Source organism: Cupriavidus sp. PET2-C1 (assembly GCF_054515855.1).
The window spans coordinates 2,578,961-2,594,139 of sequence record NZ_CM137259.1 but is presented as its reverse complement, the minus strand read 5'-3'; the positions used below and the strand labels follow the sequence as shown (position 1 = coordinate 2,594,139).

Genomic DNA, 15,179 nt, shown 5'->3' with positions numbered 1-15,179 from the left:
TTGTTCTTCCGGCTGCTTTGCCGTAGCCACCTAACCGTTTAGCCGCGTGCCTCGGCTGGCTTCTGCGCATCCGTCCCGGCGCCTTCGGCTTGCTCCTGGTAACCCCCGCCGAGCGCCTTCATCAGGCCCATCTGCAGGTCCAGGCGGCGCGCCTGCAGGTCGGTGGCAAGGCGGCGCTGCTGCAGCACGTTGCTTTCGGCATTGAGCACCGTGAGCTGGGTGCCCAGCCCGGCCTTGTAGCGGATGGTGGACAGTGCGTAGGCACGCTCGGCGAGAGCCAGCGCCTCGCGCTGGGCCGTGATCTGCGTGTCCACGCTGCGGATGCTGCTCACCGTGTCGGCGGTTTCGCGCAGCGCATCGACCAGTGCCTGGTTGTAGTTGGCCACGGCGAGGTCGTATTGCGCGTACTTGCCCTTCAGGTTGGCGCGCAGCTTGCCGCCCTCGAAGATCGGCAGGCTGATCGCCGGGCCGATGCCAAAGGTCCGGCTGATGCCCATCAGCAGGTTGGATGGGTCCAGCGACGCAACGCCGGCAAATGCGGACAAGGTGACGGCCGGCAGGAATTCCGTGCGCGCCACCTCGATATCCTTGCTGGTGGCCTCCACGCGCCAGCGTGCGGCAACCAGGTCCGGGCGGCGGCCCAGCAGATCGATGGTGAGGTTGTCCGGCAGCAGCGGCGTGCTTTGCGCCAGGATGGTCGGGCGCTGGATCGCCAGGCCGCGGTCCGGGCCCTTGCCCAGCAGCGCGGCGAGCTGGTTGCGCGCCAGCAGGATGTCTTCATCCACGCGCAGCAGGTCGGTCTGTGCCGATGCCACCGTGCCGCGTGCCTGCGTGGTTTCGACCTGCGTGTCCAGGCCGGCGTTGAGCCGGTCGCGTGACAGGTCGCTCAGGCCGCGGCGCTGGGCAATGGCGCGCTCGGCCACGTCGCGTTGCGCGTACAAGGCGGCCAGGCGCGCATAGGCGCGGGCGACCGACGTGGTGAGGATCAGGCGCGAAGCCTGGCTTTCGGCCTCGGCGGCGCGGTCGTCGGACAGCGCGGCTTCGAGCGCCTTGCGGTTCTTGCCCCAGAAGTCGAAATCATAGGAGAGCCCGGCCTGCAGGCGCGACTGGTTTTGCCACGAGCCGGCCAGCGGCGTGCCTTCGAACAGGTCCGTTTGCGAGAAGCGCTGGCGCACCAGGCTGCCGTCAAAGTCGACGTGCGGGTACAGCGCGCTGCGCGTGGCGTCCGCCATCGCGCGGGAGGCTTCCACGCGCGCGAAAGCGGCTTGCAGGTTGGGGCTGTCCTTGACCGCCTCGTCGACCAGGGCGCGCAGTTGCGGGTCCTTGAACTGGTCGACCCAGTCAAGCGAAGGCCACTGGCCATGCTGCGAGGGAAGGGCCTGGGCGCTGGCGAGCGAGGCCGGCGCGGTAACGGTCTGCGTGCTGTGCGAGTTGCCGAACGCGGCGCAGCCCGCCAGCACCGCGGCCGCCAGTGCGGTCAGCACCAGCGCGGCGGCCCGGCGGCCCTCCGCGCGCGCGCGCGGCGACAAAGCGGAAAAAGAAGAGAGAGCTTGGTTCATCTGGGTGCCCTGCGATAGAGCGTTAGTGTTTGTTCTTGTATTTGAGAGATCGTGGCGCCAATGGCGCCGCTGGCCGCCAAGCCTGGCCGCTACCCGCTGTTGTTGCCGATGATCCGGTGCAGCATCGAGCGGAAGGTCTGCAGTTCGGCTTCGGAGAAGCCACGGAAATGCCGGTTCAGCACGCGGCAGTAGATCTGGGGCAACTGGTCCACGAGGATCTGGCCGGCAGGCGTGATCGACAGGTCGACCACGCGCCGGTCGGCATCGCTGCGCTGGCGCTCGATCAGGCCGCGCTTTTCCAGGCGGCTGAGCAGGCGCGTGACCGAACCCATATCGCAATTGAGTTCCCGGCCAAGGTCAGTCACCGTGCTGCCACGTCCGGCGGCCAGCATCATCAGGCAGGTGGCCTGGGCGTGCGTGATATCCAGGCCATCGACCTCCTGTTCCACGCCGTGCGACAGCAAGCTCTTGGCGCGCGCCATCAGATAGCCGATGCTCTCGCCCATGCGGTACTCGGCCGGGTCGAATGGGAAGGCTTCGTCGGAAATGGGCTGGCTCTGCTCGGACATCTCGGCTCGGTGCTTGTCGGTGCAATGTTTGCCATGGCAACTATATGTTCACGTTCGCCGATCTGCAAGGACGTCAATTTGCTATTGCGGATATCGCAATAATTGAGTTTGTGGCGGGGCGGCGGCTTGGGAAGCTTCCCAACGTCGTCCTCGGGTTTTGCGCCGCAGCATGCTATAATTTCGGGTTATCTTTTGATGCTCAGCCCCAAAGCGAGACGCTGCAATGACCCGCGCCATCCGCAATATCGCCATCATCGCTCACGTCGATCATGGCAAGACCACTCTGGTCGACCAACTCCTGCGCCAGGCAGGCACCTTCCGCGACAACCAGCAAATGGTCGAGCGCGTGATGGACTCGAACGACATTGAAAAGGAACGCGGGATCACCATCCTCGCGAAGAACTGTGCTGTCGAATACAACGGCACCCACATCAATATCGTCGATACCCCTGGCCACGCCGACTTCGGCGGTGAAGTGGAGCGCGTGCTGTCGATGGTTGACGGCGTGCTGCTGCTGGTTGACGCTGTCGAAGGCCCGATGCCGCAGACCCGTTTCGTCACGCGCAAGGCGCTGGCGCTGGGCCTGAAGCCGATCGTGGTGATCAACAAGGTCGACCGTCCGGGCGCGCGCCCGGAATGGGTGATCAACCAGACGTTCGACCTGTTCGACAAGCTGGGCGCCACCGATGAGCAGCTCGATTTCCCGGTAATCTACGCATCCGGCCTGAACGGCTACGCCGGCCTGACCGACGACGTGCGCGAAGGCGACATGAAGCCGCTGTTCGAGACCGTGCTGGCCAAGGTGCCGGTCCGTGACGACAACCCGGACGGTCCGCTGCAGCTGCAGATCATCTCGCTCGATTACAACAGCTATGTCGGCAAGATCGGTGTAGGCCGCATTTCGCGTGGCCGCGCCCGTTCGCTGCAAGACGTGGTGGTCAAGTTCGGCCCGGAAGGCAACCCCATCAAGGGTCGTATCAACCAGGTGCTGAAGTTCCAGGGCCTGGAGCGCGAGATCGTGGCAGAAGCCGAAGCCGGCGACATCGTGCTGATCAACGGCATCGAAGAGCTGGGCATTGGCTGCACCGTGTGCGCCCCGGACGCGCAAGACGCGCTGCCGATGCTGAAGGTGGACGAGCCCACGCTGACCATGAACTTCTGCGTCAACACGTCGCCGCTGGCCGGCCGTGAAGGCAAGTTCGTGACCAGCCGCCAGCTGCGCGAACGCCTGGACCGCGAACTGAAGTCGAACGTGGCGCTGCGCGTGGCCGAGACCGGCGACGACACCATCTTCGAAGTGTCGGGCCGCGGCGAGCTGCACCTGACCATCCTGCTGGAAAACATGCGCCGCGAAGGCTACGAGCTGGCCGTGTCGCGCCCGCGCGTGGTGTTCAAGGAAATCGACGGCGTCAAGCACGAGCCGTACGAACTGCTGACCGTGGACGTCGAAGACGGCCACCAGGGCAGCGTGATGGAAGAGCTGGGCCGCCGCAAGGGCGAACTGCTCGACATGGCGTCCGACGGCAAGGGCCGTACCCGCCTCGAGTACCGCGTTCCGGCCCGTGGCCTGATCGGCTTCCAGGGCGAGTTCCTGACGCTGACCCGCGGCACCGGCCTGATCAGCCACATCTTCGACGACTACGCGCCCCTGCGCGAAGGCGGCCTGGGTGAGCGCCACAACGGCGTGCTGATCTCGCAGGACGACGGCGATGCAGTGGCCTACGCGCTGTGGAAGCTGCAGGATCGCGGCCGCATGTTCGTCAAGCCGGGCGATGCGCTGTACGAAGGCATGATCATCGGCATCCACAGCCGCGACAACGACCTGGTTGTGAACCCGATCAAGGGCAAGCAGCTGACCAACGTGCGTGCCTCGGGTACCGACGAAGCCGTGCGCCTGGTCACGCCGATCCAGATGTCGCTGGAATACGCCGTGGAGTTCATCTCCGACGACGAACTGGTGGAAATCACGCCGAAGAGCATCCGTCTGCGCAAGCGTCACCTGAAGGAGCACGAGCGTAAGCGTGCTTCGCGCGAATCCGTGTAAGCGTTTTCGTCCCAGGCTACTTTGCCAGCAAAAAACCGCGCCTTGTGCGCGGTTTTTTGTTGCCTGTCTTTCTTGGCACTTTTGTTTTGGCGATCCAGCCGATCCAGCCTATCCAGGCTATCCAGCCATCATGCGTCCTGGCTGCGATCCGTCCCAGATGGGATGCCGGCCAGCGGCGCATCCCCGGCTGCCGAATCGTGCGGATGACGCCACTCGGGCGGCTTCCAGAGATGCCGCAGGTCGCGATGACGCCACGCGTCGGCGAACATGCCGCGCCATTCATGGAAGGTGAGCGTGATCGGGTTATGGCTGGCGATGCGACGCGTGATGCCGTACTCGGGCGGCGCTTCTTCAGGCACGAAGGAGCCGAACATGCGGTCCCACACGGTCAGCACGCCCGCATAGTTGCGGTCGATGTACTGCGGGTTGCGCGCATGGTGCACCCGGTGCACTGACGGCGTATTGAACAGCCATTCAAGCCGGTGCCAGCGGCCGCCCAGCCGGGTGTGCACGAAAAACTGGAAGGCCAGGTTCAACCCCACCGCCAGGATCACCCAGTCGGGCGTGAAGCCGATCAGCGCCAGCGGAATCCAGAACAGCCACATGCCCGAGAGCGGATACGTCAGGCTCTGGCGGAACGCCGTCGAGAAATTCATGCCTTCCGAGGAATGATGGGTAACGTGCGAAGCCCACATCCAGCGCACCCGATGGCTGGCGCGATGAAACCAGTAGTAAAGGAAATCCTGCAGCAGCAGCAAGAGCAGGAACGACCAGACCGTCTGCGGCATCGCCTTCAGGCCATGCTGGTAGCTCCATGTGTAGACCGTGCGCACCATCAGCCACAGGAAGAACGCGTCCGACGCCTGGTGCATCAGCGCCAGCGCGGCATTGGACGCGGTATCGCGCAGGCTGTAGATGGCGGGGTCACGGCGTGCCCAGTACCAGGCCTCCGCGCCGATGGTCAGCACGAAGACCGGCGCAAATGCCAGCAGGATCAGGCCGGGATCGATTGTTGACGGTGTCATGCGCAAAGTGTTGCCCGATTCTGTCGGTTTTGCCTGGAGGCGATCCTCTATACGGTCGTGCGGTGTTGCCAAATGCGCACGCTGAGGCACCCAAAACCGCCTACTACGCACATTCGCATTCCTGACCATTTTGCACGACTGAATATCCACATGCGCGGGGTCAAGGAGCGGTGAGGGGCGCCGTTATAGCGGGGCGGCCAAAAACGGAGCCGCATCAGCGCTAAAACCAACGGGGAGCCTTCATGTTTCGCAACACGACTATCGGTACAAGATTGTGGATTCTGACTATCGTCACCAATGCATTGTTGCTGATTGTCGGTGCCGTAGGCTGGCTTGGCATGTCGCGCAGCAATGACGCCACGCGGCAGATCTACCAGCATCAGCTCTCCGCCGCGGTCAACCTGGCCGAGGCGCGTTCCAACCAGTTGCTCGTGCGGGTCTTGCTCGACCAGGCCACCTTCGCCGCCGATCCCGCCGACGCCCGTGCGCGCGCCGATACCGCGGAGGGGTTCGCGCGCCAGTCCGATGCGGCCTGGAAGGCCTATCTGGCGCTGCCGCGTTCGGCGGAAGAAGCCCGCGCGGCCGCGGACGTCGCCGCCAAGCGCGAGGCGTTGTTCACGCAAGGTGTGTCGCCGATGATCGCAGCGCTCAAGCAAGGCGACCGCGAGGCGGTGATGCGCGCCGTGCTGGAAACCATTCCCAAGCTCGACATCGCTTTCACCGCCGTCAATACCGAGCTGGGCAAGCTGCAGCTCGCCGGCGCGCTGGAGGTCTATCACGGGTCGCAGGAGCGCTACACCACGCTGCGCTCGCTGTCGATCGGCGTGCTGGGGTTTGGCTTGTGCTTCAGCACGGTGGTGGCCTGGCGCCTGCGCCGCTCCATCGTGGGGCCGCTCGATACCGCCATCGCCCGCTTCGAGCGTATCGCCGCCGGCGATCTGGGCGCGAAGGCGGATGGCGCCGGCTCGGGCGCCGAGGCAGAGCGCAGCGAGACTGGCCGCATGCTTGCCATGCTCGGGCACATGCAAGAGAGCCTGGCCGCGATGGTGAGCGACGTGCGCGGCGGGGCCGATTCCATTGCCGCTGCCAGCAAGCAGATTGCCAGCGGCAACAGCGACTTGTCGCAACGCACGGAGCAGCAGGCCGCGTCGCTCGAGGAGACGGCATCCAGCATGGAGGAGCTCACGGGCACGGTGCGCCAGAACGCGGACAGCGCGCGCGAGGCCAATGACCTGGCCAGCAGCGCCACCGGCCTGGCCGAGCGTGGCAGCGACGCGGTGGCGCGCGTCGCCAGCACCATGCAGGCGATCGACGCCAGCGCCAACAAGATCGTCGACATCATCGACGTGATCGAGAAGATCGCGTTCCAGACCAATATCCTCGCCCTCAACGCGGCGGTGGAAGCCGCGCGGGCCGGCGAGCACGGACGAGGCTTCGCGGTGGTCGCGGGCGATGTGCGCGATCTCTCGCAGCGCTGCGCGGGCGCGTCCAAGGAGATCCGCACGCTGATTGGCGACTCGGTGTCGCGCGTGCGCGCCGGCGGCGAGATGGTCGAGCAAGCAGGGCAGGTGATGCAGGAAATGGTGGGCGCGGTGCGCCGCGTGAGCGGCATCATGGGCGGCATCAGCTCGGCGTCCGATGAGCAATCGCGCGGCATCGAGCAGGTCAACCAGGCGGTGGCGCAGATGGACGGCATGACCCAGCAGAACGCCGCGCTGGTCGAGCAGGCCGCTGCGGCTGCGGCTTCGCTGGAGGACCAGGCGCAGCGGCTCACCGGGCTGATGTCGGCATTTCGGGTGGCCTGAAGGCAGTGCCTCGGACGCCGCTCAGGGGGGTGCGGAGCGCAGCTTGGCTGGTGTAAAGTTGCGGGTTGCATTCGCGGAGAAAAGAGACATGACTGACTTGGTCACAAGCGAGATCCGGGGCGGCATCGGCTACCTGACGCTGAACCGGCCTCAGGCGCTCAACGCACTGTCGCTCGAGATGATTCGCGCCATCACCCAGGCGCTCAATGCATGGGCGGTGGCGCCCGAAGTGGCGGCCGTGGTCATTGCCGGCGCGGGCGGCAAGGCTTTTTGCGCTGGCGGCGACATCCGCTTCTTCCACAAGGCCGCGCTTGCCGGCGATCCGGCGCTCGATCAGTTCTTCGTCGAGGAATACGCGCTCAATCACTTGATCCATACCTACGCCAAGCCTTACATCGCGCTCATGGACGGCGTGGTGATGGGCGGCGGCATGGGCATCTCGCAAGGCGCACGCCGTCGTCTGGTGACCGAGCGGACCAAGATGGCAATGCCGGAGACCAATATCGGCTTGTTCCCGGACGTGGGCGGCGGCTGGTTCCTGTCGCGCACGCCCGGTCGCCTGGGCGAATACCTGGGCCTGACCGGCGCCATGATTCATGCTGCCGACGCGCTGTACGCAGGCCTGGCGGATGCTTATCTGCCGGGCAATGCCATGGCGGAACTGGTGGAGGTGCTGCGCGCGCGTCAGTTTGCCGATGGCGATGCCGTGCTCGCCTGCATCGACGAGGCCACCGCGGCGCACCGCGCCGCCTGCCCGCCGGGCGAAAGCCAGCTGGCCAAGCTGCAGGACCAGATCGACGGCCTGTTTGCCGGCGCCTCGGTGACCGGGATCGTGGCAGCGGTGAGCGATGCCGGCTCCGACTGGGCCGCGCAGACGGCCGCCATGCTGCGCGCGCGTTCGCCGCTGATGCTCAACGTCACGCTGGAGCAGATCCGCCGTGCCCGCACCATGGCGCTGAACGACGAGCTGCGCATGGAGCTGGACATGATGTACTACGTGTTCCGCCATGGCGACGGCGTCGAAGGCATTCGCGCGCTGGCAGTCGACAAGGACCACGCGCCGAAGTGGCAGCCCGCGCGCCTCGATGAGGTCACCCGCGAGCGCGTGCACGCGTTTTTCGACAGCCCCTGGGCGCACGGCGAGCATCCGCTGGCGGCGCTGTAGGCGGGCGACTGGCGGCTCCTTTCGCACAAATGGATTAGAGTGACGCTTGGACCGGCCGCCGCGGCGCAGCAATGCGGCGCGCGAGCGCCGGCTCCGCCCACCCATAGTGCTGTGAACGAGAAAGGAATTGCGATGAGTACTCCACGTGATGTAGCCGTATTGGTAGGCAGCCTGCGTAAAGACTCTTTCAACCGCAAGCTGGCACTCGCGCTGGCCGCGATGGCGCCCGCCGGGCTCAAGCTCGACATCGTCGAAATCGGCCAGTTGCCCCTGTACAACCAGGACGACGACACCAGCCCGCCCGCACCATGGGTCGCCTTTCGCGACCGCATCCGGCGCGCCGACGCCGTGCTCTTCGTGACACCCGAGCACAACCGCTCGGTGCCGGCCGCGCTCAAGAACGCCATCGACGTCGGCTCGCGTCCCTACGGCCAGAGCGCCTGGGACGGCAAGCCCGGCGGCGTCATCAGCGCCTCGCCCGGTGCTGTCGGTGGCTTCGGCGCCAACCACCACCTGCGCCAGTCGCTCGTCTTCCTCAATATCCCGGTCCTTCAGCAACCGGAGGCCTACATCAGCGGCGTTGACAAGCTCTTCGACGAGCAGGGCGGTATCGCCAGCGAGTCCACTCGCGGCTTCCTGGGCAAATACCTGGCTACCTATGCCGCCTGGATCGAGCGCAACGCGGCTCGTTAGCCGGCAAAGCAACCGCCAAAGTCACCGCTAAAGCTCCCAAAACCCATCCCCCAAAAACACTGACGCCCGTTGCCGACAGGGCAACGGGCGCGGAGGGCAGAATATCGCTGCCTTGCGCTTCTGATTCGACTTACTTGCGCTTGATGTCCCCGGCCGGCTGCGACTGCGTGCCTGCCAGCGGTTGGCCTGGAAAGCCCTCCGGATAGCTGATGACGCGCAAGGCTCCCCCGAGCTTGCGCGACGTCCATGCATGACCGGCGCGCGTTCTCGCGCCGCCTGTGATTGCCACCATGGCTTCTCTGTCGAGATCCACGCTGTCCGGCAAATCCTTGATGACGATGACGGCCATGACTTCCTCCTGCAGGGTGGCGAAGGCCGGCTCTGCCGGGGTTCGCCGGGTGGGTGCGCGCGATGCGGCAAGCCCAGCCAGATCAGTATAGGCCACGGGTTTTACCTCCGGGGCAGTGCCAGCTCGCGCGCAACAGCCGTGGAAACCCTTGGGTTTCCACGGAGCGGGGCGCATCTCGCTCAGACCGCGGCGTGCGTGGCGGCCCACTGCGACGGGTTGACGTCGATGCTCAGCGGGCCAAAGCCGGAGCCGATCACGCCGACGTTGTTGAGCGTGTTCACGTTGATGCTCTGCAACTGGGCGATGTTCTGGTTGACGTTGACATTGACGTTGGCCACCGGGCCCAGTCCTTGCAACCAGGAATTGCCGCCGCGCACCGCGGCCAGGGACTTGCTGTCGAGGTCTTGGTTCAGGGCGAGGTCGCGCACGATGATGGATGACATGATGGTTCTCCTAGACTTCACTTGACTTGATTGCTGGACATGGCGGCTACTGGCCGGCAGCGGAGGCGGCGGCGCCGCCTCTTGCCGGTGCCGTGACCATTCAATAAATGTTGTTGCTGGCGTTCTGCGTCGACGTCACGTGGGACTTGATGTCGTCGGCAAAGGCCGTGTTGTTGCCGTTCATGTTGACGACGTTTTGCGTCTGCCCGATCAGTTGCTGGGCATTGAAGGTCGAGTCGATCTTGGTCAGGCTGAAGACGGGCATGAAGGGCACGAAGCCGCCGCGCACGGCGCGCATGGCACGGGTGTCGAGTTCTTCGGTGACCGGCAGGTCCTTGATGGCGAGGGTGGTAGTCATGGCAGTTCTCCGGGGTATTCAGTCGTTTGCGAATTCAGCTTGAGGCGTGGCCCGCGGCTCAGTAGATGTTGTTGCTGGCGTTTTGCGTCGAGTCGACATGGGACTTGATGTCGGCCACGAAGGCGGCGTTGTTGCCGTTCATGTTCACAACGTTCTGGGTCTGGCCGATTAGCTGCGAGGCATTGAAGGTCGAGTCGATCTTGGTCAGGCTGAAGACGGGCATGAAGGGCACGAAGCCGCCGCGCACGGCGCGCATGGCGCGGGTGTCGAGTTCTTCGGTGACCGACAGGTCCTTGATGGCGAGGGTGGTAGTCATGGCAGTTCTCCTTGGGAGCGATTGGGACTTGGGTTCATTTGGGTTGAGCATCTGTGCTGCGCTCGGGAGGTACAAACGCATGGAGTGTGCCAAGGCGGGCCATGCCATCGCGGATCGCCCGCAAACGCAGGCTGGGCCTGGGGAAAAAATGGATCGAGCCGAAAAAGACGTGCCAGCAAGCGCGCCGGGGCGGCCTGGATCTGATGGGCGGCGGCCAACACAACAACACCGGGTGTTCGCGCATGCGCGACAGGCAGCGGCTCGTGTGGCACCGTCGTGCCGCTGGCGTGGCTTGCCGGCGTTGATGCAAAGCACGAGGGGTTTGCGATTGGCGTGAGTGCGCACTAGTATCCATCGTGGGCAGGTACTCGCTGTAGAAGGGCGAGTGGGCGCTCAATGCGCAACTTTGCGCAATCACGTCGTGGCTGCATCGATGCCTAGCATTCCAGACCTGATACGTACCTTCCAAAGCGGTGGTCTGTCGCACGACGAGCTGTTGGCCCGCATTGACAGCACCTTGGCCGTGGACCAGGCAAGCGCCACGCAGCTAGCGGACATGCTCAGCGAGGAGAACACCCGCTTTCCGCTGCCGCCTGGCGTTTATGAAGAGGTGTTGCAGCGCATCGAGCGCCGCGGGACAACCCAGTTCGAGGATGGCGGCGAGGAAACCCGCGTGCAGACTGGCCACGCCGGCATGGCGTCCGCGCCATCCTCGCCATCGCAGCCGCCCGCGAGCGACCAGGCGATTGCCGGCGCGGAGCAGACCAAAGGGGTGGGCGATACCTTGAATGGCCGCTTCGTGCTGGAGGAGTGCCTGGGTGTGGGCGGCATGGGGACGGTCTACAAGGCGCTCGACCTGCGCAAGCTCGAGGCCTCGGATCGCAAGCCTTACATCGCCATCAAGGTCCTCAACGTGCAGTTCCGCGGTCATCCGAAATCGCTGATCGCGCTGCAGCGCGAGGCGCGCAAGGCGCAGACGCTGGCGCACCGCAATATCGTGACGGTCTATGACTTCGACCGTGATGGCTCGGTGGTCTACCTGACCATGGAGTACCTGTCGGGCAAGTCGCTCAATCGTGTCTTGCGCGCGCCAGACTTTGCCGGCATGCCTTATGCCAAGGCGCTGCCGATCATCACCGGCATGGGCCGGGCCCTGTCCTATGCGCACGAGCGTGGCTTCGTCCACTGCGACTTCAAGCCCGCCAATGTCTTCCTCACCGATAGCGGTGAAGTGAAGGTGATCGATTTCGGCATCGCGCGCGTCTTCCAGCAACCGGCGGACGACGCGGACCCGACCGTATTCGACCCGGGCACGCTCGGCGGCATGACCCCCGCCTATGCCAGCCCCGAGATGTTCGAGCATCGCGAGCCGGATCCGCGCGACGACATCTACGCGCTGGCCTGCGTGACCTATGAACTGCTGACTGGCAGGCACCCCTATGAGCGGCTGTCGGCCAACCAGGCGCGCGGCGCCGGCCTCAAGCCACAGCGTCCCAAGGTGCTCAGCCGCGGGCAGTGGCGCGCGCTGCGCGCAGCGCTGTCTTTCGATCGCGCAACGCGCACGCCTACCGTGGCGCGCTTCCTGGCCGAGATGGGCACCGAGCGCCATGGTGGCATGCCAATGGCCAAGCTGGGCGCCGCGTCCGTGGCCGGCGTGCTGCTGGCCGGCGGGCTGGGTTACTACGTGTGGCGCGCGCGCACCGCGCAGGAGGGCCAGCAGCCTGCGGCGCAATCCTCGGCAAGCGCGGTGCTATCCGCCACTCCCCAAGCCGCAGTGACGCCGTCCGCCGCGCCGGGCTCGCCGCCGCCCGCGCAACCGAGCGAGGAAGCCCGGCCCGAGCGCATGCTCTCCATGCAGGCCGTGGCGCCGGTGCTGGCGCGCGCGCCTTGCTCGCTGCTGTCGGCCTCCGGGCAGGACCATGTACTGCAGGTGCGTGGCTACGTGGCGGAGCGCCTTGGCATCAAGCGGCTGAAAGACGAGCTGAGCGCAGTACCCGGCGTGCGGACGCTGAACCTGGACGTGCAGACGCTGGGCGATGACAAGTGCGACGTGATCAAGCTGATCTCGCCTTACTGGTCGGGGCGCCGCAGCGCAACCGCGCTGACCACGATCCGCACCCGGGCACCCGGCGCGCAACTCACGGAGGGAACGCCGCTGATCGTGGACATCACCACGCCGGCTTATGACACCTATGTCTACGTCGACTACTACATGGCCGATGGCAAGGTCGTGCATATGGTGCCAAGCCAGCGTGCCAAGGCCAACCAGGCACCCGCCAGCTACACCGCTGCCGTGGGCAGCCTCGGGGACTGGGTGATCTCGAAGCCGTTCGGCACCGAGTTGATCGTGCTGATCACCACGCCTGCGCCGCTGTTCGACGCGCTGCGCCCGGAGTCGGAGTCCAGGCAGGACTACCTGCGCGCGCTCGACCGGCAACTGGGTCCAATGGCGGCCAAGCGCGGAGAAAGCCATATCGGTGCCGACATGGTGCAGATAACTACCAACGCGCGCTAGCCAGGCAGGGCGACATTGGCAGCGGCTACTTCAGGTCCCGCACGACGCGAAATCCGTTTTGCGACTGGCGCACGCTCGCGCTGTACTTGAAACGGGTGGAGGAGAGCATGTAGCTCGCGCCTTCATGCCATGAGCCGCCACGGATCACGCGCACGCTGCAGCCGGGCTCGTCCCAGGCACGTCCGTCGGCAGGCGCGTTCTTGTAGGAGATGTGCCAGCAGTCGGCGACCCATTCCCACACGCTGCCGTTCATGTCGTGGAGGCCGTAGCCGTTGGCGGCAAAAGAGCCAACGTTGGCGGGCGCGTCGGCATTCCACGGTTCGCCGCAGTCCTTGCAGTTGGCCGTGCCTTTGCGCATCTGGTCGCCCCACCAGTAGAGCGTTGCGGTGCCGCCCCGGGCGGCGTATTCCCACTCGGCTTCGGTCGGCAGGCGGTAGTGCTTGCCGCTGACCTTGCTCAGCCAGGCGACGTACTGCTGGGCATCGTCCCAGCTCACATCGCGCACTGGGGCGTTCCTGGGTGCGCTGGCGACAGTGGCGATGCGCTGGCATGCCCCCGCATCGGCGCAGGCGCTCCATTGTTCCACCGTGACTTCGTACTTGCCGATGGCAAAGGGCTGGCCGATGGTGACGTGATGCGGCGGCTTCTCGGTCGGGTCACCGCCGCTGCTGCCCATGGTGAAGCTGCCCGCCGCCAGGCTGTGCAGCACGGGACAGGCCGGGCAGTCCTTGACCTCGCCCGGCCTGATCTCGACTGTCACGGCGCCGGCCACGGCAGCTCGTTGCGTGGCGGGTGCGCTTGCGGCCGGTGCGGGTGGAGCGGATGCGGCAGGTGCGGATGGTGCGGTTGGCGAGGGCGCGGCAGGCGGCGCCTGCACCTTGCCGGACTGGGTGCGCGCTGGCGGCGGCGTGACGGTGCCTTGCGCGGTGGCTGGCCCGGATGAGGTGCCTGGCGTGCGAGCACGCTCGGCAGGCGCCCCGGCCTGCGGCCCGGCCGCGCGCAGCCGCTCGATCCTGGCGCGCGCCAGAGGCGCAAAGCGGCCGTTCGGATAGGCCTTAAGGTAGGCCTCGTAGTCGCTTGCGAAATTGCTGTTCTTGATGGAGTCCCAGAAACTGAGTTCGTACTGCTCGTCGCTGTCCTTGGGAAGGATGCCGCGATGCTGCGCGAGGATCAGCGCATCGGCTTGCCTGTGTGCGTGCGTGAAGGCTGCGTTGTCGTTGTCATTGTCGTCGACGTTGACGTTTTCGCTGGTGGCCGAGGCGTTCGCCGCGAATCGGAGCGGGGCGGATAACGACGAGGAGATCCACGGTTGCTGCCGCCGCCCCGTTTGCCGGCTCACGATATCACCAGCCCGGCGCAGGGCGGCCTCGGCATCAAGGCCGGGCATGCGCATCGTGCGCAGCAGGGCGCCAGTGAACGCACCGTGCCGCGCCCCCTCGGCTGCCACGGCGCCGGGGGCCGTGGCATAGGCGATCAGCGTGTTCGCGGGGGCGGCGGGCGGCTCGATGGCACTGCCGCGATAGGGATTGTCCAGGCAGCTATCGAGGATCACCACGTTAAGCATGTCCGGCCTTTGCGCCGACATGCTGGCCAGTACGGCGTCAAGCTCGGTGCCCGCGGTGAGCAAGCGGCCAGGCGTGCGGCTGCCGGTATCGACGGGAATCATCACCGGGCTGTCCGCGACCTCGATGCCGTGTCCCGCGAAATAGAATAAAGCTGTGCCGCCGGCCTGCAGGCGCTGCTGGAATTCGGCAAGCGCGCGCGCCATGCCTTCCCGGTCCAGGTTCTCGCGCAGCATGACGTCGAAGCCGAGCGCGGCCAAGGTGCGACGCATTGCCCGGGCGTCATTGGCGGCGTTGGGCAGCGGCTCGTCCACATAGGCGCCGTTGCCGATGACCAGGGCGAGGCGCCTGCCCGGAGCGCTCGCGTGGGCGGCGGCCGGGTGCCTTGCTTCGGGGGGGAGGGTTGGCGTGTCGATACCGGCTTCGGCGCGCACGGCCGCAGCCAACCCGAGCAGGCACACGACAAGGAATTTTCGCCACATATGCAGGCCTTGTTCGTACGGCGCCGAAGTGCATCGGCGGTCCACGTGCCAACGGCGTCACGCCGCACGCGAGAGCGATGATGCCCGGCCATCACCTGGCCGGCCCGCCTTGTCCTTTGCGCTGACGTGATGCAGCGCTAGCGGCACTGGGCTGGCTCAATTAACCATAGCACAGCGATTGTGAATCCGGAGGTGCTTCGCAACACCGGGTGGCGTAGCAAGCTCACATCCGCGCGGCGCCGACGCGGCGCAGGGTATCGCCAAGTATCTTTTTGCCGTTTTCCGTTCTAAGCT

14 protein-coding genes are annotated in these 15,179 nt (G+C 65.8%); 6 read left to right on the top strand and 8 right to left on the bottom strand.

Annotated features, from left to right (window positions below; all coding sequences use genetic code 11):
* Nucleotides 1-38 precede the first annotated feature (38 nt).
* Nucleotides 39-1,559, bottom strand: a complete 1,521-nt coding sequence (locus ACX12D_RS11745; RefSeq protein WP_459371271.1) for an efflux transporter outer membrane subunit — start codon at nucleotides 1,557-1,559, stop codon at nucleotides 39-41.
* 89 nt (nucleotides 1,560-1,648) lie between these two features.
* Complete coding sequence (locus ACX12D_RS11740; protein ID WP_441641138.1) at nucleotides 1,649-2,128, bottom strand: MarR family winged helix-turn-helix transcriptional regulator; 480 nt, start codon at nucleotides 2,126-2,128, stop codon at nucleotides 1,649-1,651.
* A 44-nt stretch (nucleotides 2,129-2,172) separates the two neighbouring features.
* Between ACX12D_RS11740 and ACX12D_RS11735 the strand changes: the two genes are divergently transcribed.
* Both ACX12D_RS11735 and typA read left to right on the top strand, forming a co-directional pair.
* Complete coding sequence (locus tag ACX12D_RS11735) at nucleotides 2,173-2,355, top strand: hypothetical protein (protein WP_459371270.1); 183 nt, start codon at nucleotides 2,173-2,175, stop codon at nucleotides 2,353-2,355.
* Entirely contained in the window at nucleotides 2,352-4,172 is a 1,821-nt protein-coding gene (gene typA / locus ACX12D_RS11730; protein WP_174428207.1) for a translational GTPase TypA, read from the top strand. Before ACX12D_RS11735 ends, typA begins: the two co-directional genes overlap by 4 nt.
* A gap of 128 nt (nucleotides 4,173-4,300) precedes the next feature.
* Here the strand turns inward: typA and ACX12D_RS11725 are convergent, their stop codons facing one another.
* Nucleotides 4,301-5,197 (bottom strand): sterol desaturase family protein, encoded by an 897-nt coding sequence (locus tag ACX12D_RS11725; RefSeq protein WP_459371269.1) that lies wholly within the window; start codon nucleotides 5,195-5,197, stop codon nucleotides 4,301-4,303.
* A 242-nt stretch (nucleotides 5,198-5,439) separates the two neighbouring features.
* Between ACX12D_RS11725 and ACX12D_RS11720 the strand changes: the two genes are divergently transcribed.
* The 3 genes from ACX12D_RS11720 to ACX12D_RS11710 all read left to right on the top strand — a co-directional run bounded on the left by ACX12D_RS11720 (nucleotide 5,440) and on the right by ACX12D_RS11710 (nucleotide 8,860).
* The gene (locus tag ACX12D_RS11720; protein ID WP_459371268.1) at nucleotides 5,440-7,002 is read left to right on the top strand and encodes a methyl-accepting chemotaxis protein; all 1,563 of its coding nucleotides are present in this window, start codon (nucleotides 5,440-5,442) and stop codon (nucleotides 7,000-7,002) included.
* 88 nt (nucleotides 7,003-7,090) lie between these two features.
* A complete protein-coding gene (locus tag ACX12D_RS11715; RefSeq protein WP_459371267.1) occupies nucleotides 7,091-8,167 on the top strand; it encodes an enoyl-CoA hydratase/isomerase family protein in 1,077 nt (358 codons plus the stop codon).
* A gap of 132 nt (nucleotides 8,168-8,299) precedes the next feature.
* On the top strand, nucleotides 8,300-8,860 hold the full coding sequence (locus ACX12D_RS11710; RefSeq protein WP_441641133.1) for an NADPH-dependent FMN reductase: 561 nt from the start codon (nucleotides 8,300-8,302) through the stop codon (nucleotides 8,858-8,860).
* 130 nt (nucleotides 8,861-8,990) lie between these two features.
* On the opposite strand, the gene ACX12D_RS11705 is transcribed toward ACX12D_RS11710, so the two are convergent.
* The 4 genes from ACX12D_RS11705 to ACX12D_RS11690 form a co-directional block, all read right to left on the bottom strand.
* Complete coding sequence (locus ACX12D_RS11705) at nucleotides 8,991-9,209, bottom strand: hypothetical protein (protein WP_459371266.1); 219 nt, start codon at nucleotides 9,207-9,209, stop codon at nucleotides 8,991-8,993.
* Between the two features lie 179 nt (nucleotides 9,210-9,388).
* On the bottom strand, nucleotides 9,389-9,652 hold the full coding sequence (locus ACX12D_RS11700; RefSeq protein WP_253933418.1) for a hypothetical protein: 264 nt from the start codon (nucleotides 9,650-9,652) through the stop codon (nucleotides 9,389-9,391).
* Nucleotides 9,653-9,752: 100 nt separating this feature from the next.
* Nucleotides 9,753-10,010 (bottom strand): hypothetical protein, encoded by a 258-nt coding sequence (locus tag ACX12D_RS11695; protein ID WP_459371265.1) that lies wholly within the window; start codon nucleotides 10,008-10,010, stop codon nucleotides 9,753-9,755.
* A gap of 58 nt (nucleotides 10,011-10,068) precedes the next feature.
* On the bottom strand, nucleotides 10,069-10,326 hold the full coding sequence (locus ACX12D_RS11690; protein WP_459371264.1) for a hypothetical protein: 258 nt from the start codon (nucleotides 10,324-10,326) through the stop codon (nucleotides 10,069-10,071).
* A 433-nt stretch (nucleotides 10,327-10,759) separates the two neighbouring features.
* Between ACX12D_RS11690 and ACX12D_RS11685 the strand changes: the two genes are divergently transcribed.
* Complete coding sequence (locus tag ACX12D_RS11685; protein ID WP_459371263.1) at nucleotides 10,760-12,841, top strand: serine/threonine protein kinase; 2,082 nt, start codon at nucleotides 10,760-10,762, stop codon at nucleotides 12,839-12,841.
* Between the two features lie 25 nt (nucleotides 12,842-12,866).
* Here ACX12D_RS11685 and ACX12D_RS11680 read toward each other — a convergent pair whose 3' ends face one another.
* A complete protein-coding gene (locus ACX12D_RS11680) occupies nucleotides 12,867-14,885 on the bottom strand; it encodes an SUMF1/EgtB/PvdO family nonheme iron enzyme (RefSeq protein ID WP_459371262.1) in 2,019 nt (672 codons plus the stop codon).
* Nucleotides 14,886-15,179: the final 294 nt, after the last annotated feature.